Below are 26,996 nucleotides of genomic sequence, written 5' to 3'. Positions count from 1 at the left end.
GGTCCGGCCACCGCGTTCTGCCAGCCAGAACTAAGGCGCCGGGTTTTAGGGCGGCTTCGCCCCCCAGCGCGGGGCAAGCCCGCTCACTACAAAAGCTCCCCGCTACACAATTGTTGAAACAACAAAAATAAAAAAGATCCGAGGTGTTGCATGACCGAGTTAGCCGAACCGCAGATTCCTGCCGCGCCCGCCATGGTGCGGCTGCCCCTCTTGCAACTGATTCTGGTAGGCCTGCAACACGTCTTGCTGATGTACGGCGGCGCCGTCGCCGTGCCCCTGATCATTGGCCAGGCCGCCGGCTTGAGCCGTGAAGAAATCGCATTCCTGATTAACGCCGACCTGCTGGTGGCCGGTATCGCCACCATGGTGCAGTCGTTCGGCATCGGCCCAGTGGGCATTCGCATGCCGGTGATGATGGGCGCCAGTTTCGCCGCCGTCGGCAGCATGGTCGCGATGGCCGGCATGCCGGGCATCGGCTTGCAGGGAATCTTCGGCGCGACCATCGCCGCCGGGTTCTTCGGCATGCTCATCGCGCCCTTCATGTCCAAGGTCGTGCGCTTTTTCCCGCCACTGGTGACCGGTACGGTGATCACTGCGATTGGTCTGTCGCTGTTCCCCGTGGCCGTGAACTGGGCCGGCGGCGGCAGTGCCGCCGCCACGTTTGGCTCGCCGATCTACCTGGCAATTGCCGCGCTGGTACTCGCCACCATCCTGCTGATCAACCGCTTCATGCGCGGCTTCTGGGTGAATATCTCGGTGCTGATCGGCATGGGCCTGGGCTACGCTTTGTGCGGTGCGCTCGGCATGGTCGACCTCAGTGGCCTGGCCATGGCGCCGTGGGTGCAGGTGGTGACGCCGTTGCACTTCGGCATGCCCAAGTTCGAGTTGGCGCCGATCCTGTCGATGTGCCTGGTGGTGGTGATCATCTTTGTCGAGTCCACCGGGATGTTCCTCGCCTTGGGCAAGATCACCGGCCAGGATGTCACGCCAAAGATGTTGCGCCGTGGCCTGCTGTGTGATGCCGGCGCGTCGTTCTTCGCCGGTTTTTTCAACACCTTCACCCACTCCTCGTTTGCCCAGAACATCGGCCTGGTGCAGATGACCGGCGTGCGTTGCCGCTCGGTGACGATCATGGCCGGGGTCTTCCTGATTGTGCTGAGCCTGTTGCCCAAGGCCGCCTACCTGGTGGCGTCGATACCACCGGCGGTGCTGGGCGGCGCGGCTATCGCCATGTTTGGCATGGTGGCGGCGACTGGGATCAAGATCCTGCAGGAAGCCGACATCGCCGACCGTCGCAACCAATTGCTGGTGGCGGTGAGTATCGGCATGGGTCTGATCCCCGTGGTGCGCCCGGAGTTCTTCGCGCAGCTACCGCTGTGGATGAGCCCGATTACCCACAGTGGCATCGCCATGGCCACGCTCAGCGCGTTGTCGCTGAATATCCTGTTCAACATTCTCGGTGGCGCTGAACGCCCTGCCGTTGCCCCTACGCATTGATTCCTTCGTTCAAACAAAAACAATAACGAAACGGGAATAACCACATGCACACCCTTCACCTGGGGCCGGCCACAAGCCGTGCCCCATTCTTGCCCCACGCGCTCTCTAACAGCGCACTTGAGCCCAGGCATAAGAGCCAGTATTCTCCGCGCCCGCTCGAATCGACTCAAAAAAAAACAGCGAATGTAAAAGCTGACTGCAAGGCCAACTTATCCCGGCCTTATGTCTGCGGCCAAAGTGCGCAAAAGTCCTCTGAATTCGACTGCATCCGATGCAGCCGACGGGGATTTTTTGGCTTTTTAAACACCTTGGCGCAGCTCTTGCTAAAAGCACTAAAGCTGACCGAACAGACGATTTTTGCAGCGAACCAAAAGGCGCCACACCAGAGCGCCTGCGTAGAAGAAAAACCATAAAACTTTAACTCGGGAGCAACCGAATGAAACCTATGTTCAAAGGCCTGATGCTGGCGGGATCCCTGCTGGCCGGTGGCCAAGCCGTGGCCGGTGACCTGTTGCAGTGGCAGAACAACAGCCTGACTTATCTGTGGGGCAAGAGCTTTACCGTCAACCCGCAGATCCAACAAACCGTCACGTTCGAACATGCCGATGCCTGGAAGTACGGCGACAACTTTATCTTTGTCGACCGCATCTTTTACAACGGCAAGGAAGACGGCAACGTCGGCCCCAGTACTTATTACGGTGAAATAAGCCCGCGCCTGTCGTTCGGCAAGATCTTTGATAAAGACCTGTCGTTCGGCCCGATCAAAGACGTGCTGCTGGCATTCACTTATGAGTTTGGCGAAGGCGATAACGAGTCGTACTTGCTCGGCCCAGGCTTTGACCTGAACATCCCCGGCTTCGACTACTTCCAGCTGAACTTCTACCAGCGCCAGACCGAAGGCAATCGTCCGGGTGACGGCGTCTGGCAGATTACTCCGGTCTGGTCCTATACCATCCCGGTGGGCAACTCCGACGTGTTGATCGACGGCTTCATGGACTGGGTCACGGACAACGACAAGAACGCCCGTGGCACTTACCACGCCAACCTGCACTTCAACCCGCAGGTCAAATACGACCTGGGTAAAGCGCTGCATTGGGGCGACAAACAGCTGTATGTCGGCTTCGAATACGACTACTGGAAGAACAAGTACGGGATCGAAGATTCGGGCGCGTTCAAGACTAACCAGGACACCGCGAGCTTCCTGGTCAAGTATCACTTCTGACCGTCAGGCCAGGCCGAGGAATTTCGACAATTCCTCGCGCTTGGCCAACGCGTCGCGGCGCCCCAACTCGATCAATTCGCTGCAATACCCCGCCTCGAACAACAAGTAACTCAAGACCCCCGCCCCACTCGTCTTGGTCGCCCCCGGCCCACGCAAGAACAAGCGCAATGCCGCGGGCAATTCCTGACGGTGCCGCGCTGCGATTTCGTCGATCGGCTGGCTGGGCGCAATCACCAGCACTTCTACCGCCGCCACGCCAGGCGCGGCATGGCTGAACTGATTCAAGCGCTCCAGCAACTCGATATCGCTTTCCAGGCTGTCAATGAACGTGCTGTTGAGCATGTGCCCGCCAATCTGTGCCAACGTCGGCTCCTGGCCGGTAAAGGTACGTTGCGTCGCCGGTTCATTGCCGCGCGGGTTGCCGCTGACGCCGACCACCAGCACACGGCTGGCGCCCAGGTGCAACGCCGGACTGATCGGCGCCGACTGCCGCACGGCGCCGTCGCCGAAATATTCCTGGTCGAGTTTGACCGGGGCGAACAGCAAGGGAATCGCGGAGCTGGCCAGCAGGTGTTCAACCGTCAATTGAGTAGGCATGCCGATGCGACGATGGCGCAACCAGGCGTCGATGGTGCCGCCGCCCTGATAGAAGGTCACTGCCTGGCCGGACTCGTAACCGAAGGCCGTCACCGCCACCGCGTGCAGATGCTTGTTGCGGATGGCTTCGTCGATGCCGGCCAGGTGCAGCTTGTCTTTGAGCAGCGCCTTCAGCGGCGTGCTGTTGAGCAGCGCCACCGGCACCTGCGCGCCAAGACCGAGGAGGCTGTGAATAAAGAAGCGGCTCGCCTGGCGAATCACCCCCGGCCAATCACTGCGCAGCACCAAGTGGCTGCGAAAGCCCTGCCAGAAGGCCGTCAGGCGTTGGATCGCGGCCCTGAAGTCCGTGGCGCCACTGGCCAGGCTCACCGCATTGATCGCACCGGCCGACGTGCCGACAATCACCGGAAACGGATTGGGCGCCCCCGGCGGCAACAGCTCGGCAATCGCCGCCAACACCCCCACCTGATACGCCGCTCGCGCCCCGCCGCCGGAAAGAATCAAGCCTGTAACCGGTTCAGCTGGGCGCATTGCGTCACTCCATGTGGGGAAATATCTGTCTTATCAGCGGCGTTTTTCGTACAACTTTGGCTCACCCGGCGGCCGGCTCTTGAAGCGGCGATGGGTCCACAGGTATTGCTCCGGGCATTCACGCACCGAGGCTTCGACCCATTGGTTGATGCGCAGGCAGTCGGCTTCATCGCTTTCGCCAGGGAAGTCAGTGAGCGGCGGGTGGATCACCAGCCGGTAACCGCTGCCATCGGCCAGGCGTTGTTGAGTGAACGGCACCACCAACGCCTTGCCCAGCTTGGCGAACTTGCTGGTGGCCGGCACCGTGGCGGCCTGGATGCCGAACAGCGGCACGAAGAGACTTTGCTTGGCGCCGTAGTCCTGGTCCGGTGCGTACCAGATCGCGCGACCGGCGCGCAGCAGCTTGAGCATGCCGCGCACGTCTTCACGCTCCACGGCCAGGGAATCGAGGTTGTGGCGTTCGCGGCCACGGCGCTGGATGTAGTCGAACAACGGGTTGCCGTGCTCGCGGTACATGCCATCAATGGTGTGCTTCTGCCCCAACAGCGCGGCGCCGATTTCCAGGGTGGTAAAGTGCAGGGCCATGAGGATCACGCCCTTGCCATCCAGTTGGGCCTGCTTGAGGTGTTCCAGGCCTTCGACGTGGGCCAGGCGCGCCAGGCGCTGGCGCGACCACCACCAGCTCATGGCCATTTCAAAGAAGGCGATGCCGGTGGAGGCAAAGTTTTCCTTGAGCAGTTGTTTGCGCTCTTGGGCGGATTTTTCCGGGAAGCACAGTTCCAGGTTGCGCGCAGCAATGCGGCGACGTTCGCCGGCCACGCGGTACATGCCGGCGCCCAGCAGGCGACCAATGGTCAGCAGCGCGCGGTACGGCAGCTGGGTGACCAGCCACAACAGGCCGAGCCCCAGCCATAACAGCCAGAAACGCGGGTGAAAAAATACAGCTCGAAAACGCGGGCGATCCATTACAGATTCCGGTAAAGACAAGGGCCGCGCATTCTACAACGGTTCGACTCGGCTTGCGGCGGGTGAGTGTTCTCGTTATAAGTCTCGACACTTTTCGTGACAAGCCGCTTTTGCCGACCATGAGCCAAACCGAACCGCTAGACCAAGATCCCGTGTTCCAGCTGAAAGGCAGCATGCTCGCCATCACCGTGCTGGAACTCGCCCGTAACGACCTCGACGCCTTGGACCGCCAGCTCGCCGCCAAGGTCGCCCTGGCCCCCAACTTTTTCAACAATGCCCCGCTGGTGCTGGCCCTGGACAAACTGCCCGCCGGCCAGGGCAGCATCGACCTGCCCGGCCTGATGCGTGTATGCCGCTCCCACGGCCTGCGCACCCTGGCGATTCGCGCCAGCCGCATCGAAGACATTGCTGCGGCGATCGCTATTGAACTGCCAGTACTGCCACCGTCCGGTGCGCGCGAGCGTCCACTTGAACCATTGGTCGGTGAAGAGAAGAAAAAACCGGAAAAACCGCCGGAGCCTGCGATCAAGCCTACAAAGATCATCACCTCGCCCGTACGCGGCGGGCAGCAGATTTACGCCCAGGGCGGCGACCTGGTAGTGATCTCCTCGGTCAGCCCAGGGGCGGAACTTCTCGCCGATGGCAACATCCATGTATACGGCCCGATGCGCGGACGTGCCCTCGCCGGCATCAAGGGTGATACCAAGGCCCGTATTTTTTGCCAGCAGTTGACCGCTGAGCTAGTGTCCATCGCAGGCCAGTACAAGGTTTCAGAAGATTTGCGCCGTGATCCGCTGTGGGGGGCTTCGGTGCAGGTCAACCTGTCGGGCGATGTGTTGAACATCATCCGTCTTTAACGGATACTGCCGCATTTTCCAAGCATCTCTAGACTCTGATAGCACAGCGAAACCGGCATTACTTATGTAGGAATTATTTTTTCCTACAAGGCTGTCCGCCTGCAGCGAGTTCCAAGAGATGTTTTTCAGGGACCGAAACGTCCTTCTTCCTTAGGGGTGAAACACCTTGGCCAAGATTCTCGTGGTTACATCCGGCAAGGGTGGTGTGGGTAAGACCACCACCAGCGCCGCTATCGGTACCGGCCTCGCTCTGCGCGGCCACAAGACAGTTATTGTCGACTTCGACGTCGGCTTGCGTAACCTCGACCTGATCATGGGCTGCGAACGCCGCGTGGTATATGACTTCGTCAACGTGGTCAACGGTGAAGCCAACCTGCAACAGGCCCTGATCAAGGACAAGCGCCTTGAGAACCTGTACGTGCTGGCTGCCAGCCAGACCCGCGACAAAGACGCACTGACCAAAGAAGGCGTGGGCAAAGTCCTGGCCGAGCTGAAGGAAACCTTCGAATACGTGGTCTGCGATTCGCCGGCCGGTATCGAAACCGGTGCTCACCTGGCCATGTACTTCGCGGATGAAGCCATCGTCGTGACCAACCCGGAAGTCTCCTCCGTACGTGACTCGGACCGCATGCTGGGCCTGCTGGCCAGCAAATCCAAGCGCGCCGAAGAAGGCCAGGACCCGATCAAGGAGCACTTGCTGCTCACCCGCTACAACCCTGAGCGCGTCAGCAACGGCGAAATGCTCGGCGTTGAAGACGTGAAGGAAATCCTCGCAGTGACCCTGCTGGGCGTGATTCCAGAATCCCAGGCGGTCCTGAAGGCTTCCAACCAGGGTGTTCCGGTGATTCTTGACGACCAGAGCGACGCCGGCCAGGCGTACAGCGATGCCGTCGATCGCCTGCTGGGCAAGACCGTGGAACATCGCTTCCTCGATGTTAAGAAGAAGGGATTCTTCGAGCGTATCTTTGGAGGCAACTAAACAATGAAATTTCTCGACTTCTTTCGCGCCAACAAAAAGCCTACGACCGCGTCGGTAGCGAAAGAGCGTCTACAGATCATCGTGGCGCACGAACGCGGCCAACGCAGCACGCCGGACTACCTGCCAGCCTTGCAGAAGGAACTGGTCGAGGTGATCCGCAAGTACGTCAATATCGGCAACGATGACGTGCATGTCGCCCTGGAAAATGACGGCAGCTGCTCGATTCTGGAACTCAATATCACCCTGCCTGATCGTTGATCGAACAGGCGGCCGCCACGGCGGCTCGTTCACCCTGATCCCTTTTTGGGGGCCGGGTGGGCGAGCCGCCGTTGGCGTTTGTTACGAGGCTGTTTAATGCCGCTGTCCAACATCCATATCCTGCATCAAGACGACGCTGTCCTGGTGGTGAACAAGCCCACCCTGCTGCTCTCGGTGCCTGGCCGCGCCGACGACAACAAGGACTGCCTGATCACCCGCCTGCAGGAAAACGGCTACCCCGAAGCCCGCATCGTGCATCGCCTGGACTGGGAAACCTCAGGCATCATCCTGCTGGCCCGTGACGCCGATACCCACCGCGAACTGTCCCGCCAGTTTCACGACCGTGAAACCGAAAAGGCCTACACCGCCCTGGCCTGGGGCCAACCGGAACTGGACAGTGGCAGCATCGATTTGCCCCTGCGCTACGACCCGCCGACCAAGCCACGGCATGTGGTGGACCACGAATTCGGCAAGCACGCGCTGACCTTCTGGAAGGTGCTGGAGCGTTGTGGGGATTGGTGCCGCGTCGAGCTGACGCCGATTACCGGGCGTTCGCATCAGCTGCGCGTGCACATGCTTTCCATCGGCCACCCCTTGCTGGGTGATGGCCTGTACGCCCATGAGCAAGCCCTGGCTGCCTGGCCGCGCCTGTGCCTGCATGCAAGCATGCTGAGCTTCACCCATCCGCAAAGCGGCGAGCGTTTGCGTTTCGAGTGCCCTGCGCCGTTCTGAAGAATAAATACGGTAAACTCGCGGCATTGTTGTCTGGAGCTATTTATGCGCGAAGCGTTGAATCAAGGCCTGATCGACTTCCTCAAGGCCTCCCCTACTCCTTTTCATGCCACTGCCGCCCTGGCCCAGCGCCTGGAAGCGGCCGGTTACCAGCGTCTCGACGAGCGCGAGACCTGGACCACCGAGGCCAACGGTCGCTATTACGTGACCCGCAACGACTCCTCGATCATCGCCTTCAAGCTCGGCCGCCATTCGCCGCTGCAGGGCGGTATCCGCCTGGTCGGCGCCCACACCGACAGCCCGTGCCTGCGGGTCAAGCCCCAGCCTGAGCTGCAACGCCAGGGTTTCTGGCAACTGGGCGTGGAAGTCTACGGCGGCGCGCTGCTGGCACCGTGGTTCGACCGCGACCTGTCCCTGGCCGGCCGCGTGACCTTCCGCCGCGACGGCAAGGTCGAAAGCCAACTGATCGACTTCAAGCTGCCCATCGCTATCATCCCCAACCTGGCCATTCACCTGAACCGTGAAGCCAACCAGGGCTGGGCGATCAATGCCCAGACCGAGCTGCCGCCGATCCTCGCGCAATTTGCCGGTGACGAGCGCGTGGACTTCCGCGCCGTGCTCACCGAGCAGCTGGCACGGGAACATGGCTTGAACGCCGATGTGGTGCTCGACTACGAGCTGAGCTTCTACGACACCCAAAGCGCTGCGGTCATCGGCCTGAACGGCGACTTCATTGCCGGTGCACGCCTGGACAACCTGCTGTCGTGCTACGCCGGCCTGCAAGCCTTGCTCACCAGCGACAGCGAAGAAACCTGCGTGCTGGTGTGCAACGACCACGAAGAAGTAGGCTCCTGCTCGGCCTGCGGTGCCGATGGCCCGATGCTGGAACAGACCCTGCGTCGCCTGTTGCCGGAAGGGGATGAATTCGTACGCACCATCCAGAAATCCCTGCTCGTGTCTGCGGATAATGCCCACGGCGTGCACCCCAACTACGCTGAAAAGCATGACGCCAACCACGGTCCCAAGCTCAACGCCGGCCCGGTGATCAAGGTCAACAGCAACCAGCGCTACGCCACCAACAGTGAAACCGCCGGGTTCTTCCGCCACCTGTGCATGGCCCAGGAAGTCCCTGTGCAAAGCTTCGTGGTGCGCAGCGACATGGGCTGCGGCTCCACGATCGGCCCGATCACCGCCAGCCACCTCGGCGTGCGCACCGTGGACATCGGCTTGCCGACGTTTGCCATGCACTCCATTCGAGAGCTGTGCGGCAGCCATGACTTGGCGCATCTGGTGAAGGTGCTGGGCGCGTTCTACGCGAGTCACGACCTGCCCTGATGTGACATGGGGTTGATGTGTTTCTGATACACATCAACCCCACTTCCTGCAATCCGACCTAGACTTGTCAGTATTCCCACTCCGACAAGGCCGTCGCACCATGATCTCCATGTCCTCCTTCCACGCCATGCTGGTCCCGATCCTGATCGGCATGATCATGCTCGCCGTGGGCTTCAACTTCCGTGACAAACCTCTCGGCGTGTTTGGCATGTGGATCGGCATGCTGCTGATCCTGGGCACTGTGGTGTACAAGATCCTCGCAAAACTGGCTGAATGACGCTTGCGCTCGTACACTCGGTCAACCCGTCGTTTCCAAGGTTGACCGCCTCGTGCTTTCCCGCCTGTTTGCCCTGCCCTGTTATTGCTTGATCGCCCTGCTGACGCTGCTGCCGCTGACGCCTGCCCATGCCGTGGGCCTGCCCGGCCTGCTCGGCAACACCAACAAGACCCAGCCCCAGGCCGAAGTGCCGCTGGGGCAGTCGTTGGACGAGGTGATCAAGACCCTGGAAAACGACCAGCAACGCACCCAATTGCTGAGCGACCTGAAAAAGCTCCGCGAAGCCACGAAAAAAGCCCAGCCCGCCGCCGAAGAAGGTGTGCTGGGGTTGATCGGCGGCACCCTGGCCAACCTGGAAGCACAGTTTTCCGGGGCCGATAGCCCACTGGGGCGCTGGTCCAATGAAATCGACCAGGCCAAGGAAGAACTCAGTGCGCTGATACTGCCGGCCAACGAATGGCTGCCGATCATTTTCGGTTTTGCCCTGATCCTTGCCGTGTGGAGCCTGCTCGCCGCCGCGCTGATCTGGCTCAGCCACCGCGTGCGCGAACGCTTCGGCCTGCCCGAAGAATTGCCGCAACACCCACGCACCTGGGACATGGTGCGTTTTGCCCTGCGCAAACTCGGCCCGTGGCTGATCGCGCTGGTGATCACGGTGTACCTGAGTTATGCCCTGCCCTCGTCCCTGGGCAAATCCCTGGCGATGGTATTAGCCTACGCGCTGGTGGTGGGCACCTGTTTCTCGGCGATCTGCGTGATTGCGTTTTCGGTACTCGACGGCCCGCACCGCCATCGCGCGTTGTACATTCTGCGTCACCAGGCGTTCCGCCCGCTGTGGTGGATCGGCAGTTTTGCCGCCTTCGGTGAAGCCTTGAGCGACCCGCGGCTGGTGGCAGCACTGGGGCAACACTTGTCCCATACCGCCGCGACCATCGCCAATGTGATGGCGGCGCTGTCCACCGGGGTGTTCATCCTGCGCTTCCGCCGGCCCATCGCCCACCTGATCCGCAATCAGCCACTGTCGCGCCGCCTCACACGCCGCGCCCTCAGCGACACCATCGAAATCATCGGTTCCTTCTGGTACATCCCCGCGCTGCTGTTGGTGGGTATTTCGCTATTCGCTACCTTCGTCTCGGCGGGCGATACCAGCACGGCATTGCGTCAATCGCTGCTGTGTACGGTGCTGCTGGTGCTGTGCATGGTGATCAACGGCCTGGTCCGCCGTCACGCCCTCAAGCCACAACGTGGGCACAAACGCCATGCGCTGTACTCCGAGCGCCTGAAAAGCTTCGTCTACACCCTGGCCCACCTGGTGGTTTGGCTGGTGTTTATCGAGCTGGGCTTGCGGGTGTGGGGGCTGTCGCTGATCCGCTTTACCGAAGGCGATGGCCATGAAGTCAGCGTCAAGCTGTTCGGCCTGGCCGGGACCCTGCTGTTTGCCTGGTTGATCTGGATTCTCAGCGACACGGCGATCCATCACGCGCTCACCCGCTCGCGCAAAGGCCTGGCCAACGCCCGCGCGCAGACCATGATGCCGCTGATCCGCAACGTGCTGTTCGTGACCATCTTCATCATCGCCGCCATTGTCGCCCTGGCGAACATGGGCATGAACGTCACGCCGCTGTTGGCGGGTGCGGGTGTGATCGGTCTGGCCATCGGTTTCGGCGCGCAGTCGCTGGTGGCGGACTTGATCACCGGCCTGTTCATCATCATCGAAGACTCCCTGGCCATCGATGACTACGTGGACGTCGGCGGTCACCTCGGCACCGTCGAAGGCCTGACCATCCGTACCGTGCGCCTGCGCGACATCGACGGCATCGTGCACACCATTCCCTTCAGCGAGATCAAGAGCATCAAAAACTACTCGCGGGAGTTCGGCTACGCGATCTTCCGTGTGGCGATCCCCTACAACATGGAGATCGACGACGCCATCAAGCTGATGCGCGACGTCGGCCAGAAAATGCGCAATGACCCGCTTCAGCGCCGCAATATCTGGTCACCGCTGGAGATTCAAGGCGTGGAGAGTTTCGAGTCGGGCAGCGCGATTCTGCGCGCACGGTTCAAGACCGCGCCGATCAAGCAGTGGGAAGTGTCGCGGGCGTTCAACCTGTCCCTCAAGCGTCATCTGGACGAAGCCGGGCTGGACCTGGCTACGCCGCGCTTGAGTGTGCAGGTGGTGACCGCCGGCACTGTGCAGGAGAAAGATCAACAACAATAAACTCAGGAGAGGTCCTTATGCGTTTAACCGGTCTGACACACCCGTGGATTTTTGGCATGTTGTGCGGGGTCGCCAGCAGTGCCGTGATAGCCGCCAGCAGCGGCCAGGACAGCGCCCGGGAGGAAATCGCCGCGCAGGCGAAAGCCCTTGAGCCGGCACTGCTGGAAACCCGACGCGACATTCACGCCCACCCGGAATTGGGTAACACCGAAACCCGCACCGCCGAGTTGGTCGCAAAACAATTGCGCGACCTGGGCCTTGAGGTAAAAACCGGCGTCGCCCGTACGGGCGTCGTTGCCGTACTGAAAGGCGCCCTGCCCGGCCCCACCGTGGCCCTGCGCGCCGACATGGACGCGCTGCCAGTGAAGGAAGTCGCCGACCTGCCCTTCGCCTCCAAAGCCAAAGGCACCTACCTGGGCAAGGAAGTCGACGTGATGCACGCCTGCGGCCACGACGCCCACGTCGCTATCCTACTGAGTACGGCGAAAATCCTGACCGGCATGCGCGAACGCTTGCCGGGCACCGTGGTGTTCTACTTCCAACCGGCCGAGGAAGGCCCGAGCGATTTCATCCCCGACGGCAAAAACACCTGGGGCGCCAAAATGATGGTGCAGGAAGGCGTGATGAAGGCGCCCAAGCCGGACGCGGTGTTCGGCCTGCACGTGTGGGCCGGTGTGCCCGCCGGTCAGATTGCCTACCGTCCGGGACCGACCCTGGCCAGCTCGGACGATCTGCGCATCAAGATCCTCGGCAAGCAAACCCACGCCGGCCGTCCTTGGGACGGCATCGACCCGATCACCGTGGGCGCGCAGACCATCGTCGGCCTGCAGACCGTGGTCAGCCGCCGCACCGATATCTCGTCATTCCCGTCGGTGGTGAGCATTGGCACCATCAATGGCGGCACGCGCTACAACATCATTCCGGAGTCGGTTGACATGACCGGCACCATTCGTTCCTACGACTATGGCATCCGCCAGAAGCTGCACGCGGACGTGCGCCAAACCGTGGAGAAAATCGCTGAAAGCGGCGGCGCCAAGGCCGAAGTCACCATCATCGAGAAGTACGATCCGACCATCAACAACCCGGCGCTGACCGAGAAGATGCTGCCGAGCCTGCGCTGGGCGGCCCAGGATGACGTGGTGCAGGGCCCGCTGGTGGGCGGCGCCGAAGACTTCTCGTTTTACGCCAAGGAGGCACCGGGGCTGTTTGTGTTCCTGGGGGTGACGCCGAGGGATCAGGACATGAGCAAGGCGGCGCCGAACCACAATCCGGGGTTCTTCGTGGATGAGTCGGCGTTGGTGGTGGGGGTGAGGACGTTGGCGTCGTTGGCGACGGATTACCTATACACCAACTAATCGCCGAGATGGTTTTCTGTGGTGGGCAGGGTTGGCGTGATGAGCGGGCTTGCCCTGTGGTGAGCGGGCTTGCCCCGCGCTGGGCTGCGCAGCAGCCCCTAAAAAGCCGGGAGCGCTTCGCACTCCAGCGCGAGCAAGCTCGCTCACCACAGAAGCCCGCTCACCACAGTAAGCCCACCCGTCTCAGCCCGCGAGCGCAGCCCCATCCATCTTCTGGCGCAAGCTCAACGGACGCATATCGGTCCAGACTTCTTCGATGTAGGCCAGGCATTCTTTCTTCAGGCCGCTCTTGCCCACAATACGCCAGCCTTCCGGCACGGCCTTGTAGTCGGGCCAGATGGAATACTGTTCTTCGTGGTTGACCACTACCTGAAACAGGATGTCGTCGCGGTCAAATACTGAGGTCATTGCTGTTCTCCATCGCTGAAAGACTGGCTGCGCACCACGCGCAGCACTGATATCTGTAGAAACGTACCAAGCGTGCAAAAAATTAGAGGCTGGCGACCGCCGCCGCCAACGCGCGCCCGAAGATGTCCGCCACCTGGTCGACTTCAGCCGCAGTAATTACCAGCGGCGGCAGGAAACGCACCACGCTGCCGTGCCGGCCACCGAGTTCCAGGATCAAGCCGCGCTTGAGGCATTCACGCTGCACCAGTGGCGCCAGTTGGCGGTGCACGGGTGGGTGACCCTGGACATCTAGTGGGCCATTCGGGTCTACCAGTTCCACACCCAGCATCAGCCCACGACCGCGAATATCGCCCAGCTGTGGAAAGTCGCGTTGCAGGATGCGCAGGTGTTCGCCCAAGCGTTCGCCCATAGCGGCAGCGTGACCGGCCAAGTCATGCTCCTTGAGGTAGCGCATCACCGCCGAGCCTGCCGCCATCGCCATTTGGTTGCCACGGAAAGTGCCGGCATGGGCGCCCGGCAGCCAGGTGTCGAGCCAGTCGCGATACACCACCACCGCCAACGGCAGGCTGCCGCCGATGGCCTTGGACATCACCACCACATCCGGAATGATGCCGGCGTGTTCGAAGGCAAACATCTTGCCGGTGCGACCGAAACCGCTCTGAATTTCATCAACGATCAACGCCACGCCCGCCTGCTCGGTGATACGGCGCAGGCCGCGCAGCCAGTCGAGATCCGCCGGAATCACACCGCCCTCGCCCTGCACCACTTCGACGATCACCGCCGCCGGCAATAGCACGCCCGCTTCGGGATCGTTCAGCAGGTTTTCCAGGTAATGCAGGTTGACCCGCACCCCTTCGGCGCCGCCCAGGCCGAACGGGCAACGGTAGTCGTAGGGGTACGGCAAAAACTGCACGCCATTGCCGAGCAAGGCCCCCAAGGGTTTCTTCGGCCCCAGGCTGCCCATCAGGCTCAACGCGCCCTGGCTCATGCCGTGGTAACCGCCCTGGAAGGACAGCACGGTGCTACGGCCAGTGGCAGTGCGTACCAGCTTCAACGCGGCTTCCACCGCATCGGTGCCGGTAGGGCCACAGAACTGGATTTTCGCTTCCCGTGCCAACGCAGGCGGCAACAGACCGAACAGGTCCTGTACGAACTGATCCTTGACCGGCGTCGTCAGGTCCAGGGTGTGCAGGGGCAATTCATCGGCCAGCACTTGCTGGATGGCCTCGATCACCACCGGGTGGTTATGCCCCAGCGCCAACGTACCCGCACCGGCCAGGCAGTCAATGAAACGGCGGCCTTCCACGTCTTCCACGTAGAGGCCCTTGGCGCGTTTGAGTGCCAGGGGAATGCGCCTAGGGTAGCTGCGGGCGTTGGATTCCTGCTGGCGCTGACGGGCGAGCAGCGGGGTTTCGTCGAACTGGTAAAGCGTTTCATGCACCTGGACGTCTTCGATACGGCTGGTAGCGACTGACATTTCTCGATCCCTCAATACGCTGATGATGGTGACCAAACTGCCGATCCGCTGGCGTCTGGCCCAAGGGGCATGCGCACGGATTTCCTGTTCTGGAAACGCACCAGCGTCAGGAGGATTTACTCCTCCGGTCGCGAAAAACCGTCAACCGCACAGCCCCTGGTACTTTTCATTCAACGCATAAAGAATCGCGCAGGTTTCAGCATCCAGAAACCCACGATAATCCCGTGGACGAAAGTGCATCTGAAACGCTCGCGTGCGCTGTTCAAACCCTTGCCGATTCTTCGCCGGCGCATACCCGTAGCGCTGAAACGCCCGCTCCACCTCGACTTCCGACGGCAAACCGAGGCAAAAGCGGCGTTGATACATCGCCTGGGACGCTTCATCAAACCAGGCCCCCACTCCGGCGTCATACAAGCGCCGCCACGGCAGTTGCGGCCCTGGATCGCTCTTGCGGCTGAACGCCACGTCCGAATGCCCGAGAATGTCGGTAGGCCCAATCTGTGGATAACGTCCGAGAATGTCGCGCACCAGGGCAATCAACACGTCGACTTGTTCCTCACCGTAGGCGGGAAAGGTGAACACACCGCCGTCATCCCGTGCCAGGTTGACGATCTCGATACCGACCGAGCGGCTGTTGAGGTTGTCGCGCCCCGCCCAATGACTCACCCCGGCATGCCAGGCGCGCTTGACCTCTTCCACCAACCGAAACACCCGCAACTCTTCGTAGCCTGCGGCGCGGTAGCTGGGGTCGTCAGAGTCGGGCAGCAGGTAGTGCGCACTCACGCCATCCTGGGTCAGGGTGCGCAGGGAGGAGCCAAAAGGTGCCGCGGTGTAATGCAGGATCACCTGCCGCACGGGCTCGCCGTTGCGTTCGTTGAAACCTTTGGCAGGGAAGCTTGTATCGATGACCAACATAAGAACCGTCCTTTTCAATACAGGCCGAGTCGTTCAGCCCGTTCAAGCGCAAAAAATTACCGCCATCCTGAAGGCTTGATCCTCAGGAGGGCGGTAACTATGTGGCACTTGAAAGAAAAGTGATCAGCGCCGCAGCGGCATGCCCAGGTCGACGCGCAGACCATCCGGCTGGCTGTCGAACTTCAGCGAGCAGGAGCAGCGCTGCACGATTGCTTGCACAATCGCCAGGCCCAGGCCGCAGCCTTCGCTGCTGCCATTGCGCCAGAAGCGTTGGGTCAGGTACTGCAGGTCCTCCGGCGAAATCTGCTGGCCGTGGTCACGCACGCGGAACACCACGTTATCCGCCTCGATCAATACGCGCAGTTCCACCCGTGTGTCCGCAGGGGTATGGCGCAGGGCATTGTCCAGCAGATTGCGCAGGGCTGCGACCGCCAGGCCCACCGGCATTTCCACCGGGGTAGCGGACAGATTGTCCGGCAGGATCAGGTCGATACGCGCGTTATCGCCGGCATTGGCATCCTGGATGGCCAGCCGTGCCACGTCCTCGGCACTGGAGTGCATGCCATCATCAAATGACAGGTTGCCCTCCACCCGCGCCAGCAGCAGCAATTGCTCCAGGGTGCGATGCAGGCGGTCGGCGCCTTCCTCGGCGTGGGCCAGGGATTGGTCGCGGGCTGCGCCGTCGGTCATGCGCGCGACTTGCAGGTGGGTCTTGATCGCCGTCAGCGGGCTGCGCAGTTCGTGGGCGGCGTCGCCGGTGAGGCGACGTTCACGCTCGATGGTCTTGGCGATGCGTTGCAACAGTTGGTTCTGGGTGTCGAGCAGCGGCTTGAGCTCGCTGGGCAACGGGTGGATCTGCAAAGGTTCCAGGGAATCGGCACTGCGCCGCATCAGGGCGTCACGCATGCGGTTGAGCGGCAGCAGGCTCTGGCCGATGCCCAACCACAGCAGGCACAGGCAGCCAAGCATTGCCACGCCGACAGGCACCGAAGCGGCCAGCAGGATCGACAGGTTCAACGCCTCACGCTCCACCTGACGGTCGGCGGTGGTGATCAACAGGTCACCACGGGACAGGGTGAAACTGCGCCAATTCACGCCATCGATCACCTGGTCACGAAAGCCACTCTGGCGCGACTCCAGGCCTTCATCCGGCGTGGCATGACTGCGCGCCAGCACTTCGCCACGCAAGGAGCTGACCTGGCACGCCATGCCACCCGGCACGTTGAGTTGTGTTCCATGGAAATGCGCACCGCCGCTCACACTGGCCAGGCCCGGCATCTGCTCGGTCAGCCCCGCCACCATGCGCGCCGACGCCACCAGGCGTTGGTCGAGAGAGAACATCATCTGGTTACGCAGGTCGTTGAGCATCCAGGCGGCCGCCAGCGCCCAGATCAACACAAAAGCGGCGCCCAGCTTGAACGTCAGGCGCAGGCGCAGGCTTTTCACGATGCGTCCTCGCCCCCATCCGCAGGGCCCAGGCGATAGCCGAGGCCGCGCACGGTCTCGACGATGCCATTGCCCAATTTGCGCCGCAGGTGGTGGATATGCACGTTGAGGGCGTTGCTTTCCAATTCGTCATTGAAGCCGTAGACGCTGTCCTTGAGCTGTTCGCTGGACAGCACCCGGCCTTTGTTATGCAACAGGGCCTGCAACAGCGCCTGTTCGCGGCGCGACAGGTCCACCGGCTCGCCGCCCAGGAAGGTTTCGCGGCTGCTGGGGTCGTAGGCCAGGCGGCCATGTTCGATCAGGTTGACGCTGCGCCCCGCCACCCGACGCAGCAGGGTTTGCAGGCGGGCGGCGAGTTCGCGCAGGTCGAAGGGTTTGAGCAGGTAGTCATCGGCGCCGGCTTGCAGACCGTCGACACGGTTGGTTACCGAATCGCGTGCGGTGAGGATCAGCACCGGAATCTCCAGGCCCTGGCTGCGCTGTTGCTGCAACAGCTTGAGGCCGTCCTCGTCCGGCAGGCCGAGGTCGAGCACCATGATGTCGAACGTCGCCGCCCGGAGCATGGCGCGCGCGGCACCGGCCGAGGCCACACGCTCCACGGTAAAACCCTGGGCGGTCAGGCCGGCCACAATGCCGCTGGCGATCAGTTCGTCGTCTTCACAGACCAGTACGTGCATGGTGAACCCTTCATGAAAGATGGGGTGATTAAAAGTGCCGTGGATTAACTGCAGATTATGCCGCTAACCCCCCCACACTCAATCTAGAATAGCCTCGGTTAATCATCGGTTAATCAACGCCACACATTGTGTGCCTACTTGCATCGAACTAAGGCTTGACCATGCGGCATCTGTTTACCTTTCTGCTGGTGTTGTTCGCGGGGTTCGCCCAGGCCGCGCCGGGCAACCCGTTTGAGACCAAATCCGATTTCCTTCCGGTGGGCAAAGCCTTCACCTTTACCTCCGAACGTCTTGAAAGTGGCGAGACCCAGCTGTATTGGCAGATTGCCGACGGTTACTACCTGTACAAGCAACGCATGAAATTCGACGGCCTGGCCGAAAAGCCCGCGTTGCCGCAAGGCGAGGCCCATAGCGATGAATTCTTCGGCGACCAGGAGGTGTATCGCCAGGGCCTGGAGGTGAAGATCCCGGCCGGCGCCACCGGCCAGGTCAAGTTGGGCTGGCAGGGCTGCGCCGATGCGGGCCTGTGCTATCCGCCGCAGTCGATCACCGTGGACCTGGGCGGCAATCCGGCCGTCGCCGCGACCGCCGAAGCCCAGGATCAGAGCCTGGCCAGTGGCCTGCAACAACGTAGCCTAGGTTGGAGTCTGCTGCTGTTCTTCGGCCTCGGCCTGTTGCTGGCATTTGCCCCCTGTTCGCTGCCGATGCTGCCGATCCTCGCCGGTCTGGTAGTCGGCAGTGGCGCCAGCCCACGTCGCGGGTTTGCCTTGGCCAGCAGCTATGTGGTGTGCATGGCGCTGGTGTATGCCGCACTGGGCGTAGTGGCCGCGCTGCTCGGCAGCAACCTCGCCGCGCTGCTGCAAACGCCATGGATCCTCGGCAGTTTCGCCGCGCTGTTCGTCATTCTTGCCCTGCCGATGTTCGGTTTCTTCGAACTGCAACTGCCGGCGTTCCTGCGTGATCGCCTGGACAACGTCAGCCGCCAGCAAAGCGGCGGCAGTCTGGTAGGCGCCGGGATTCTCGGCGCCTTGTCCGGCCTGCTGGTGGGCCCGTGCATGACCGCCCCCCTGGCCGGCGCGCTGTTGTATATCGCCCAGAGCGGCAATGCCTTGCACGGCGGCCTGATCCTGTTCGCCATGGGCATTGGCATCGGCATTCCGCTGTTGCTGCTGGTGACCGTGGGCAACCGCTTCCTGCCCAAGCCGGGCACCTGGATGAACGTACTCAAAGGCGTCTTCGGCTTCCTGTTCCTCGGCACCGCCGTGCTGATGATTCGCCCAGTGGTCGATGAAAGCCTGTGGATCGGCCTGTGGGGCGTACTCGCGTTGGTGATGGCCTACTGCGGCTGGACCCTGGCCCGCGAATACGGCCTGGCGGCCAAAGTGTTTGGCGCCGGTTCCCTGGTACTCGGCCTGTGGGGCGCGGTGCTGGTAGTGGGCGCAGCCGGTGGCAGCGATGACCTGTGGCAACCGTTGAAGGTCTACAGCGGCTCGCGGACCGCCGCCGCACCGAGCGCCCACGACGCCTTCATGACCCTCAGCGACCCCGCCGTGCTGCAAAGCCAGCTCGACAGCGCCAAGGCCCAAGGCCAGTGGGTGCTGGTGGACTACTACGCCGACTGGTGCGTGTCGTGCAAGATCATGGAAAAACAGGTGTTCGGCAAACCCGAGGTGATGGCTGCCCTGAAAGACGTGCGCCTGCTGCGCCTGGACGTCACCGCCGACAACGCCGCCAGCCGCGAGCTGCTCGGCCGCTACAAAGTCCCTGGCCCGCCGAGCTTCGTGTGGATCGGCCCGGACGGTGAAGAACGCCGCGCCCAACGCATCACCGGCGAAGTGGATGCCGCCGCCTTCCTGCAACGCTGGACGCAAACCCGGGACGCCCTCTGAATGCTGACCCTGACCATCGGCACCTTCGCCATCGCCCTGAATCACATCCTGCTGATCAGCGCGCTGATTCTCGCCACCCTGGTGGGCTGGCGTGTGGCCAAGCGTGGCGGTGAAAACCCGGAATCGGTGCTGTTCAGCCTGTTCCTGCTGGGCATGCTGGTGGCCCGCGTCAGCTTTGTGCTGATGTACTGGAGTGACTACAGCCACGCGCCGCTGCAGATGGTCGATCTGCGCGACGGCGGTTTCCTCGCCTGGCCCGGTGTGATCGCGCTGATCCTGGGCGCGCTGCTCTACGGCTGGCGCCGCCCTGCCCTGCGCACGCCGCTGGGTGCCGGGGTGGTCACCGGCCTGGTGTTCTGGGGCCTGACCAGTCTGTCCCTGAGCCTCTACGACAAAGGCTCGCAGCTGCCGGACATCACCCTGCGCAATGCCAATGGCGACGTGGTGCAACTGACCGATTACAAAGGCGGCCCGCTGGTGATCAACCTGTGGGCCACCTGGTGCCCGCCGTGCCGTCGCGAGATGCCGGTGCTGGAACGTGCCCAGCACCAACGCCCCGACGTGACCTTCCTGTTCGTCAACCAGGCCGAAAGCATGCAGAGCGTCAGCACCTTCCTCGCCACCCAGGGCCTGACCCTCGACAACGTTTTATTCGATGCCAGCGGCCGCCTCGGCCAAGCCGTGGGCTCGATGGCCTTGCCAACGACGCTGTTCTATAGCGCCGAAGGACGCCTGATCAACAGCCACCTCGGCGAACTGTCCCAAGCCAGCCTGGCCCGCGCCATGGAACCTTTCGACACCGCCCCACAAAGGAAACCGACATGCCTCGCCTCCGCCACCTGCTGACCCTGCTGCCGCTGACGCTCGCGGCCACCCTGGCCCAGGCCGAAGACTGGCCGGCGCCCATCAAACAGATCGAGGCCAAGGGCGCCAAGATCCTCGGCAAATTCGACGCCCCCAGCGGCCTCACCGGCTACGCCGCGCAATACCAGAACCGTGGCATGGCCCTGTACCTGACCGCCGACGGCAAAAGCGTGATCGCCGGCAACCTGTACGACGCCCAAGGCAACGACCTGAGCAGCGCGCCGCTGGAAAAACTGGTGTACGCCCCCATGGCCAAGGAAGTCTGGGCCAAGATGGAAAAAAGCAGCTGGATCCAGGACGGCGACGTAAAAGCCCCGCGCATCGTCTACCTGTTCAGCGACCCCAACTGCCCTTACTGCAACATGTTCTGGGAACAGGCGCGTCCGTGGGTAAAGGCCGGCAAAGTGCAGCTGCGCCACATCATGGTTGGCATTATCCGCGAAGACAGCCCAGGCAAATCCGCCGCACTGTTCGCCGCCAAGGACCCGCAAAAGGCTCTGGAAGAACACGAAGCCGCCGGCAAAGGCAGCAAGTTGCAGGCGCTGGACAAGATCCCGGCGAATATCGAGGCCAAGCTTGATAGCAACATGAAGTTGATGGAGGAGCTGGAACTGTCAGCGACGCCGGCAATTTTCTATCTGGATGACAAGGGAGGGTTGCAGCAACAGCAGGGGGCGCCTTCGCCGGAGAAGTTGGGGAAAATCATGGGGCCGAAATAAGTCACTCAAGACGGACCTGATAAGGCCTCCAAAATCGGAGGCCTTATATTTATCTACCTCAATAGACCTTATCAAATCTCCTGCAGGGTTATTCCGGTCACATCAAAGTCATTACCCGGCGCGATCCCCATCTGGAGATTGTCGAGACTGACGCGCGCGCTTGTTGAGTTGGCAGTGAACACACCTTTAAGCAGTTGCCAACTTGTGCCAGGCAGCGTTCGTTGAGTAATTTCGACTCCCTGGGCAACCAGCACAAGAATCGGCTTATTAGGCACGCCACTGTTATCACGGACGTATGCCGAGAACTCGTATTTATGCCCCGCTTCCAACGTCGTGAAGTCCTTGAACAACTTGACACGCTGAGTGTTGACGTTATTTGTGTCGGTATAGCCCCAGTCAAACAAAAAGTATCCGGACGGTGAACCAGGAACAGCCCCTGTATTAAGAACCAAATCTCTCGGATCCGCAGCGCCTGCTCCTTTTTGCCAGCCGTTCCAGCCCCGGTCGGCTGGATCGAAACTGGTGTAATCAAAGAATGGCACCCGGATAATCAACACCCGCGACGGGCACACTATTGCATTGCTCTCAAGCCCACTGCCGTCCGTGACCGCACTGAATGTGAGGGTCATTGAAGACTGATCCTTCGCCTTCTCCAACTCGGACCGCAATACAGCTGCTGCCAGCTCTACTGCTGCCGCTTCTTCACCCGCTGTAATCGTTCGCGCCGCATAAATAACAAAACTGTAGGGAGCACCTGTCTTGTCAATTGCGGTCGCCCGGAGCCAGCACTTCTGTCCTGCTCGCAAGAACCACATCCAATCTATGAAGGAATCGGCATTCCCGGTGAATGTGCGCGTATCCAGAATGGCATTTTGCGTTCTGGGAGGCGTAGCCTGCCGCACGTTTGGCGTTTCCAGGCGCACAGGCAAACTGATGTTCAAGTTCAAAGGCGGTGAGGTCTGCACCTTGCAGGCGGTGGTGACGGTGAAAATGATTTCCACCACTTTACCCATGCTCTCGATCACGGCTTCCGGCGGCAGAGGGAAGATGACCGGCCCCGAACTAATGCCGGGCTTGGATGCCAAAGGCCAGCAAGTACCATCAGGCTTTTTCCAGCAGACGCTGAGGGTGTGCTTGCGGTTATTGCCGACGTAATTTACTTCAACGTGTACGCCATTGCGCCCGTTGTAAGCGGTCAATTGGTCAAGCACCGCTTCCGTCACGGTGGGTTCGATCAGCACCATGGGCTCCTGTTCGATTTTGAAGGTCTGAACAGGAAATTCGTGCGCGCTAGCCAGATCACACTTGTCACAAAAACTCACCGCGAAGTGCAGGTCGAATTCGCTGCAATCCGCCAGCTTTTGCAGCTCAGCCCTGAGGATGGGTGCATCGACTCCATTCGCCTTCCACGGATCTGTAACAGGCGAATCCATCAAAATATCAAAACGGTAGACACTGTCGTCTTCACGCTTACCCGTAATCCACATCCAGCAACATTTCGCACACTGGGCATAGTCCCAGACAGGCACAAAAGCTGTCGCGTCCTTGGGGAACGTAATGAGATCAAGAGTATCGCCCGTTGCCTCTTCGATCTCAGCGTGGAGAAATTGGGGCAGCGACACATTAATTACTTTTTCAGGTGATTGTTGTGATCCATTACTGTTGGGGAATTGCACGGTGTAGGTCAGTGTCATCGCCTTGTTAAAAAAGCACGCAATGACACAGGGCGATAGCTCAATGGTTGCCAGATCCCCATCGTTTGCAATTGGCACGCAGCCAATTGACTTACTCCCATAACCCGGCCCGCTCACATAAAAACAGATTTGGTCGCCTGCATAGGTGTCCAAGCCGGGAGTATCCACGTTCCCATGCAGTTTTGTGAGTTCTGGGTTAAGACACCACTCTTCATTGAAAAATACGGACTGCCGCAGATGCGCAGGCAAAAGATCAAGGCCTTGATCCCCAATAAAAGCAGCGGTGCGGCGATGTTGAATTTGAAGGGCATTTCTCGGAAGAAGCGTCTTCTCATCGGGGTTTGTCACATCGGCTGGCGGCTGCGGCGCCAAGCCACTCGTGATATAGGCGCATTGGAGGGTCATTGATTCATAAAGTGGGACTTGCCGCGCCAGCCAACCACGACGGACAGCGTGAGTGAGTTCGCCCGCAGCGATATCCCCAGCCGTTAATGCATATCCATAAGCCACTGTGTAGAAAACGGGGTTCCCACTAAATTGCTGCGTAACGAGAGTGCAGTAAAACTTATCGCCTTCTTGAGCAAGATAAGGAACCTTCGTTTTGACAATTCCATCCCCTTTGAAATCATGCATGTCAAAGGTAGGCGTGTTTTGGAAAATTTTTTCGTGGAGAAAATAAGGAGCGAACTCTTTACCCTCGCTCGCGGGGTAGAACTCCATCAACACTTCTTTATCCAAAGACGCGGCTGCTTGCCCGTTGACTGTCCCTGTATATGTCATTACGAGCGTGTTCCCCATAGCCGCGGTCATGTAATGCAGAGGGATTTCAGTCTTTCCCGCGCCTGGCTCCGCGCTTGGATACACAATGTCCTCAAACACCGGTCCAGGGGATTCCTTTGTGTAGAACGCGACGGTAATCGGCTTGTCTTCGTCCATCCGCGAATCAAATGTCAGGTATGAACCCTTCATTTTAGAGGTAGCAACCGTTCCGTTTACTTCACTCGAAACCGACGGGCTGTTCACTTCCAGTGCTTTGGGTTTTGCCGGCTTAGGTTTGGGCGCTTTGACAGTGTTTGTGGAAACGTTCGGCGTCGAGCTTTTTTTAGCCATGATAAGAACTCCGTGTTCAGGACTTATTACCCTCGGCCAGACCTGAGGCCGAGGGTCTCCCTCTAGTGAGCTCTTTTGACGACTTCTCGCCTACTGTCAGAATTAACAGTTCTGACGAAAAACCTCATCTACACCGATCAACGGTCGCTTCCCCTCCTGCCATGGCAGTCAGACGATCATCAATAGCTGAAAGTAAAGTTATCGATATACACCCAATCACTGAACCTCAGATGTATGAGCTTTATTAGCTCTCCCGCTCCCGCCTCCATTTCAACCCATTTTGAGTACTCACCACTTGTAACCCCACCGTCTAGCTTGACTTCGTCCAACATTCCTCCAGCGCCACTATGCGCGCTCACCACACCGGGATGATGCAAGCCTCCCACTGCAAACCTGACTTTCCTGCAAGCTGATGTCAGCTGTAACTGAACAAATTGATTGGGGCGGGTCACGTCACCGTTCAAACACATCACAATAGCGTTCCCAGTTATCCATGGTAAATCCCACCAATCATGAATGCCCGACAATCCGGGCCCTTCAAGATGAGTAATCCTCATTGTTTTAATACAAATACTTTCCCCAGCACTGATCAACTTATGTGGAATGTTATCGAAGTCTTCCTTTTCTGCAGGAGCCATTCGCAAAATCAACGATAACGGAGGGAAAACCATTTTATCACTCTCATGTTCGCTGCCATCCGCCGTGACGCTACACGTAATGATCACCCTACTCTCTGGTTTCAGCGCCTCCAATTCGGCGCGTGGTAGGACGGCACTCACTCCGCCCTGCACTTCTTCTTGCGTCACCAACTTGCCTTGGTAAAGGTAGTTCGTATAAACCTCTCCACACACTGTCGTGCCTTCAACCCGTATCCAGATCCGTTGCCCCGCCAAGGCAAACCACCAAGCACGTGAAAACCGTGAATCATATACGAGAACATCCACCTCTTCAGAAAACGTTCTTAGATCCAATATATCAGCGGTGGCTTGCTTTACATACGGAATGGGAAAACGAAAAGGCTTACTGACGGAAAGTTTCAGATCAGCCGAAGTTTGCTGCTTGCAGGCGCTGGTAACCGTATAACTTATCGTTAATGCCTTGCCACTGGCACGAATGACTTCCGCACGATCAATGTGGAAGTCAACATACCTCAGCTTGCTGTCACCCGGTTGAGGCAGCAGTGGTACATCAGTGCCGTCTGGCCGTTCGCAATTCAAATGGACTTCATGGTTGTCAATCATTTGCGGGTAAGCCACACGTGCGGTCACACCGTTTTTGCCGTTGAAAACCGTCAATTCGTTGTCCATAGCTTCGAGGACATCCAGCACTTTCAGTACCAGATTTTCCTGCTCTATTTTGAATCCATGGGGTGGGAATTCAATCGCAGTAGCCCGATTAAATTTGCCATCAAAGCCCACAGCGAAATGCAGTTGGAACTCGCTGCAATCTGCCAGTTTACTCAGCTTAGCCCGTGAGATGGGGGTACTCACGCCTTTCTCCACCCAATCTGCAGTAAGGGATTTATCTACCAATACGTCGAACTGATAGACACTGTCATCCTCAAGCTTGCCACTTACCCACATCCAGCAGCATTGACCCTCGGCTGCGTAGTCAAAGGGAGAAACGCTACCTGTGGCATCACCAACGAATGTACTGAAATCCACCGTTCCCGCCGTTGCCTGTTCAATGTAAGGTTTTGGAAACCCACTGGGTTCGAGCACAGTGGCCGTAAAGGCAGGCGATGGCCATGGGCCGAGACCGTTAAACGAAACGGTATAGCTTGCCGTCACCGGTTTGCCGAAGTTGGCACTGATCGCCGAAGGTGGCACGGGGAACACAAGGCTGGTTTCACCGGGCTGTACGGTGTGGCAAAAAAACGGTGGTGAACCGGCGCCGGGGGTGCCGGATAAATGTGGGCAAACAACAGCCCCGGGGGCCATGCCATCGTAGGCAATCACAAGATGGGCCCCGCTCACGGTGTTGGTTGGGTTGATCAACCAACCGGCGACGCCACAGTCGACCGCTTCGCGTATAGCGGGCGCTAGCAAGTCAGGCGTCGGATCGACGCGCAACAGCACCGTAGAGCGCTGATGGAAATCCTGAGCATTTCTAGGCAGCGGGTTCACATCAGACACCGGTGCATCAGGTTCACAACCGTCCCAGATAACCCCCAAATGGCAGGTACATGACGAGTAATCATCCAAGCGTGCTAGCCAGGCCCGCAACAACTCAAACTCGAACACATGCCCCTCATGCGCTTCCTCTTCAGTCACGACATGATCAAAGGCCACCCATTTGAATAACGGCGGCACGTTTTGCTCATTACCCGCAACAACAATAAACAATCGCGAGCCTGCCCGAATCATCGGCCAGGCCTTGACCCGGATAGTTTCGTCCCCCCTGAACTTGAACATGCTCAACCACCGCGTGCCCCACTCCAACTCGGCATGCGCGAACTCAGGCATTGACTCACGCAGATCGCCTTCGCGGACGTCCTGAATCTCAAGTTCAAGTACCAGTGACTCTTCGCGCTTACCACCCACAACAGCCTCGTACGAGATCAGCACCGTATGCCCGATACAGGTACTGATCCATTGCCAGGGAATGTCGGCTACATTGCCGCTCGCCACATGGATCGGAGGGAATGTTGCACAGCTCTGGCCCTTAATAGCGAAATGGACAATGACCTGGGTGCTTCCTGCGGGAAGCGTCAGTGTCGCAGTCGTACCTTCGGCGGCATCCAGAGGGTAGAGCAGACTATTGTTCGTAGCGTACTGGATGATCGCATAGGGTAATTCAGCTGTGATTGCCTTGGTTGATGGAGCGGGCGCAGCGCTCATAGCCTGAGCTGTGGAGTTTTTTTTAGGGATCGGTTTTTTAGCCACGATAAGACTCCTGTCCAACGTTAGATAACCGTCAAGGCTGGCTTTACCAGCCAAAAGCTTCGGTTATCTAACGCTCGGATCAGAAATC

General features: G+C 59.9%; 23 protein-coding genes. 14 read left to right on the top strand and 9 right to left on the bottom strand.

Features of this window, described 5'->3' with window-relative positions:
- The first annotated feature begins 150 nt into the window (after positions 1-150).
- The 3 genes from ACP7BX_RS11730 to ACP7BX_RS11720 are packed head-to-tail and all read left to right on the top strand — an operon-like array spanning position 151 to position 2,719.
- Positions 151-1,497 (top strand): nucleobase:cation symporter-2 family protein, encoded by a 1,347-nt coding sequence (locus tag ACP7BX_RS11730; protein ID WP_314534401.1) that lies wholly within the window; start codon positions 151-153, stop codon positions 1,495-1,497.
- 44 nt (positions 1,498-1,541) lie between these two features.
- Entirely contained in the window at positions 1,542-1,910 is a 369-nt protein-coding gene (locus tag ACP7BX_RS11725) for a hypothetical protein (RefSeq protein ID WP_314534403.1), read from the top strand.
- Between the two features lie 23 nt (positions 1,911-1,933).
- Positions 1,934-2,719 carry an outer membrane protein OmpK gene (locus ACP7BX_RS11720; protein WP_028617274.1) on the top strand — a complete coding sequence of 262 codons (786 nt, stop codon included), beginning with the start codon at positions 1,934-1,936 and terminating at the stop codon, positions 2,717-2,719.
- A 3-nt stretch (positions 2,720-2,722) separates the two neighbouring features.
- Here the strand turns inward: ACP7BX_RS11720 and ACP7BX_RS11715 are convergent, their stop codons facing one another.
- Together ACP7BX_RS11715 and ACP7BX_RS11710 are read right to left on the bottom strand one after the other, a co-directional pair.
- Entirely contained in the window at positions 2,723-3,847 is a 1,125-nt protein-coding gene (locus ACP7BX_RS11715; RefSeq protein ID WP_178954289.1) for a patatin-like phospholipase family protein, read from the bottom strand.
- A 33-nt stretch (positions 3,848-3,880) separates the two neighbouring features.
- Positions 3,881-4,813: a lipid A biosynthesis lauroyl acyltransferase gene (locus ACP7BX_RS11710; protein ID WP_426126566.1), complete on the bottom strand. Its 933-nt coding sequence runs from the start codon at positions 4,811-4,813 to the stop codon at positions 3,881-3,883.
- A 119-nt stretch (positions 4,814-4,932) separates the two neighbouring features.
- On the opposite strand from ACP7BX_RS11710, the gene minC reads away from it, so the two are divergent.
- The 8 genes from minC to ACP7BX_RS11670 all read left to right on the top strand — a co-directional run bounded on the left by minC (position 4,933) and on the right by ACP7BX_RS11670 (position 12,824).
- Positions 4,933-5,670 carry a septum site-determining protein MinC gene (minC, locus tag ACP7BX_RS11705; protein ID WP_033900844.1) on the top strand — a complete coding sequence of 246 codons (738 nt, stop codon included), beginning with the start codon at positions 4,933-4,935 and terminating at the stop codon, positions 5,668-5,670.
- A 166-nt stretch (positions 5,671-5,836) separates the two neighbouring features.
- Positions 5,837-6,649 (top strand): septum site-determining protein MinD, encoded by an 813-nt coding sequence (gene minD / locus ACP7BX_RS11700; protein WP_003175251.1) that lies wholly within the window; start codon positions 5,837-5,839, stop codon positions 6,647-6,649.
- 3 nt (positions 6,650-6,652) lie between these two features.
- Positions 6,653-6,907 (top strand): cell division topological specificity factor MinE, encoded by a 255-nt coding sequence (gene minE / locus ACP7BX_RS11695; RefSeq protein ID WP_010208824.1) that lies wholly within the window; start codon positions 6,653-6,655, stop codon positions 6,905-6,907.
- Between the two features lie 96 nt (positions 6,908-7,003).
- Entirely contained in the window at positions 7,004-7,639 is a 636-nt protein-coding gene (locus ACP7BX_RS11690; protein WP_005789965.1) for an RluA family pseudouridine synthase, read from the top strand.
- A 45-nt stretch (positions 7,640-7,684) separates the two neighbouring features.
- Entirely contained in the window at positions 7,685-8,974 is a 1,290-nt protein-coding gene (locus ACP7BX_RS11685; RefSeq protein WP_025854984.1) for a M18 family aminopeptidase, read from the top strand.
- A 100-nt stretch (positions 8,975-9,074) separates the two neighbouring features.
- Positions 9,075-9,251, top strand: a complete 177-nt coding sequence (locus ACP7BX_RS11680) for a hypothetical protein (protein WP_178954286.1) — start codon at positions 9,075-9,077, stop codon at positions 9,249-9,251.
- Positions 9,252-9,303: 52 nt separating this feature from the next.
- The gene (locus ACP7BX_RS11675; protein ID WP_033900837.1) at positions 9,304-11,469 is read left to right on the top strand and encodes a mechanosensitive ion channel family protein; all 2,166 of its coding nucleotides are present in this window, start codon (positions 9,304-9,306) and stop codon (positions 11,467-11,469) included.
- 17 nt (positions 11,470-11,486) lie between these two features.
- Positions 11,487-12,824 carry an amidohydrolase gene (locus ACP7BX_RS11670; RefSeq protein WP_177110481.1) on the top strand — a complete coding sequence of 446 codons (1,338 nt, stop codon included), beginning with the start codon at positions 11,487-11,489 and terminating at the stop codon, positions 12,822-12,824.
- Positions 12,825-13,007: 183 nt separating this feature from the next.
- Here ACP7BX_RS11670 and ACP7BX_RS11665 read toward each other — a convergent pair whose 3' ends face one another.
- From ACP7BX_RS11665 to ACP7BX_RS11645, 5 genes are all read right to left on the bottom strand, one after another.
- Positions 13,008-13,232, bottom strand: coding sequence for an MbtH family protein (locus ACP7BX_RS11665; RefSeq protein ID WP_426126562.1), 225 nt, complete (start codon positions 13,230-13,232; stop codon positions 13,008-13,010).
- A gap of 82 nt (positions 13,233-13,314) precedes the next feature.
- Positions 13,315-14,709, bottom strand: a complete 1,395-nt coding sequence (locus tag ACP7BX_RS11660) for an aspartate aminotransferase family protein (protein WP_426126560.1) — start codon at positions 14,707-14,709, stop codon at positions 13,315-13,317.
- Between the two features lie 141 nt (positions 14,710-14,850).
- Positions 14,851-15,624: an N-acetylmuramoyl-L-alanine amidase gene (locus ACP7BX_RS11655; RefSeq protein WP_426126558.1), complete on the bottom strand. Its 774-nt coding sequence runs from the start codon at positions 15,622-15,624 to the stop codon at positions 14,851-14,853.
- A 123-nt stretch (positions 15,625-15,747) separates the two neighbouring features.
- A complete protein-coding gene (locus ACP7BX_RS11650) occupies positions 15,748-17,070 on the bottom strand; it encodes an ATP-binding protein (RefSeq protein ID WP_426126556.1) in 1,323 nt (440 codons plus the stop codon).
- A complete protein-coding gene (locus ACP7BX_RS11645; RefSeq protein WP_010208813.1) occupies positions 17,067-17,747 on the bottom strand; it encodes a response regulator in 681 nt (226 codons plus the stop codon). The genes ACP7BX_RS11650 and ACP7BX_RS11645 overlap by 4 nt, the downstream gene beginning before the upstream one ends.
- Positions 17,748-17,908: 161 nt before the next feature.
- Between ACP7BX_RS11645 and dsbD the strand changes: the two genes are divergently transcribed.
- The 3 genes from dsbD to dsbG are packed head-to-tail and all read left to right on the top strand — an operon-like array spanning position 17,909 to position 21,219.
- Entirely contained in the window at positions 17,909-19,636 is a 1,728-nt protein-coding gene (gene dsbD, locus ACP7BX_RS11640) for a protein-disulfide reductase DsbD (protein ID WP_426126554.1), read from the top strand.
- Positions 19,637-20,482, top strand: a complete 846-nt coding sequence (locus ACP7BX_RS11635) for a prolipoprotein diacylglyceryl transferase family protein (RefSeq protein WP_426126552.1) — start codon at positions 19,637-19,639, stop codon at positions 20,480-20,482.
- Positions 20,458-21,219, top strand: coding sequence for a thiol:disulfide interchange protein DsbG (dsbG, locus tag ACP7BX_RS11630; protein WP_426126550.1), 762 nt, complete (start codon positions 20,458-20,460; stop codon positions 21,217-21,219). The genes ACP7BX_RS11635 and dsbG overlap by 25 nt, the downstream gene beginning before the upstream one ends.
- 71 nt (positions 21,220-21,290) lie before the next feature.
- On the opposite strand, the gene ACP7BX_RS11625 is transcribed toward dsbG, so the two are convergent.
- Together ACP7BX_RS11625 and ACP7BX_RS11620 are read right to left on the bottom strand one after the other, a co-directional pair.
- Complete coding sequence (locus ACP7BX_RS11625) at positions 21,291-24,023, bottom strand: hypothetical protein (protein WP_426126548.1); 2,733 nt, start codon at positions 24,021-24,023, stop codon at positions 21,291-21,293.
- 179 nt (positions 24,024-24,202) lie between these two features.
- A complete protein-coding gene (locus ACP7BX_RS11620) occupies positions 24,203-26,908 on the bottom strand; it encodes a hypothetical protein (protein WP_426126546.1) in 2,706 nt (901 codons plus the stop codon).
- Between the last annotated feature and the right edge of the window lie 88 nt (positions 26,909-26,996).

The sequence above is a fragment of the Pseudomonas sp. DWP3-1-3b3 genome, from assembly GCF_049896305.1.
GTDB classification, from domain to species: domain Bacteria; phylum Pseudomonadota; class Gammaproteobacteria; order Pseudomonadales; family Pseudomonadaceae; genus Aquipseudomonas; species Aquipseudomonas azotoformans_A.
Note: the sequence above shows the minus strand (reverse complement) of the source record. Positions and strands in the feature narration are given on the sequence as shown.

What these genes read in the sequence shown, in the direction of transcription:
- ACP7BX_RS11715 (WP_178954289.1), bottom strand. Translation starts at nt 3,847, where the DNA reads ATGCGCCCAGCTGAACCGGTTACAGGCTTGATTCTTTCCGGCGGCGGG.
- ACP7BX_RS11730 (WP_314534401.1), top strand. Translation starts at nt 151, where the DNA reads ATGACCGAGTTAGCCGAACCGCAGATTCCTGCCGCGCCCGCCATGGTG.
- ACP7BX_RS11655 (WP_426126558.1), bottom strand. Translation starts at nt 15,624, where the DNA reads ATGTTGGTCATCGATACAAGCTTCCCTGCCAAAGGTTTCAACGAACGC.
- ACP7BX_RS11725 (WP_314534403.1), top strand. Translation starts at nt 1,542, where the DNA reads ATGCACACCCTTCACCTGGGGCCGGCCACAAGCCGTGCCCCATTCTTG.
- ACP7BX_RS11670 (WP_177110481.1), top strand. Translation starts at nt 11,487, where the DNA reads ATGCGTTTAACCGGTCTGACACACCCGTGGATTTTTGGCATGTTGTGC.
- minC (WP_033900844.1), top strand. Translation starts at nt 4,933, where the DNA reads ATGAGCCAAACCGAACCGCTAGACCAAGATCCCGTGTTCCAGCTGAAA.
- dsbG (WP_426126550.1), top strand. Translation starts at nt 20,458, where the DNA reads ATGCCTCGCCTCCGCCACCTGCTGACCCTGCTGCCGCTGACGCTCGCG.
- ACP7BX_RS11690 (WP_005789965.1), top strand. Translation starts at nt 7,004, where the DNA reads ATGCCGCTGTCCAACATCCATATCCTGCATCAAGACGACGCTGTCCTG.
- ACP7BX_RS11645 (WP_010208813.1), bottom strand. Translation starts at nt 17,747, where the DNA reads ATGCACGTACTGGTCTGTGAAGACGACGAACTGATCGCCAGCGGCATT.
- dsbD (WP_426126554.1), top strand. Translation starts at nt 17,909, where the DNA reads ATGCGGCATCTGTTTACCTTTCTGCTGGTGTTGTTCGCGGGGTTCGCC.
- ACP7BX_RS11660 (WP_426126560.1), bottom strand. Translation starts at nt 14,709, where the DNA reads ATGTCAGTCGCTACCAGCCGTATCGAAGACGTCCAGGTGCATGAAACG.
- minE (WP_010208824.1), top strand. Translation starts at nt 6,653, where the DNA reads ATGAAATTTCTCGACTTCTTTCGCGCCAACAAAAAGCCTACGACCGCG.
- ACP7BX_RS11710 (WP_426126566.1), bottom strand. Translation starts at nt 4,813, where the DNA reads ATGGATCGCCCGCGTTTTCGAGCTGTATTTTTTCACCCGCGTTTCTGG.
- ACP7BX_RS11635 (WP_426126552.1), top strand. Translation starts at nt 19,637, where the DNA reads ATGCTGACCCTGACCATCGGCACCTTCGCCATCGCCCTGAATCACATC.
- ACP7BX_RS11720 (WP_028617274.1), top strand. Translation starts at nt 1,934, where the DNA reads ATGAAACCTATGTTCAAAGGCCTGATGCTGGCGGGATCCCTGCTGGCC.
- ACP7BX_RS11625 (WP_426126548.1), bottom strand. Translation starts at nt 24,023, where the DNA reads ATGGCTAAAAAAAGCTCGACGCCGAACGTTTCCACAAACACTGTCAAA.
- ACP7BX_RS11685 (WP_025854984.1), top strand. Translation starts at nt 7,685, where the DNA reads ATGCGCGAAGCGTTGAATCAAGGCCTGATCGACTTCCTCAAGGCCTCC.
- ACP7BX_RS11665 (WP_426126562.1), bottom strand. Translation starts at nt 13,232, where the DNA reads ATGACCTCAGTATTTGACCGCGACGACATCCTGTTTCAGGTAGTGGTC.
- ACP7BX_RS11680 (WP_178954286.1), top strand. Translation starts at nt 9,075, where the DNA reads ATGATCTCCATGTCCTCCTTCCACGCCATGCTGGTCCCGATCCTGATC.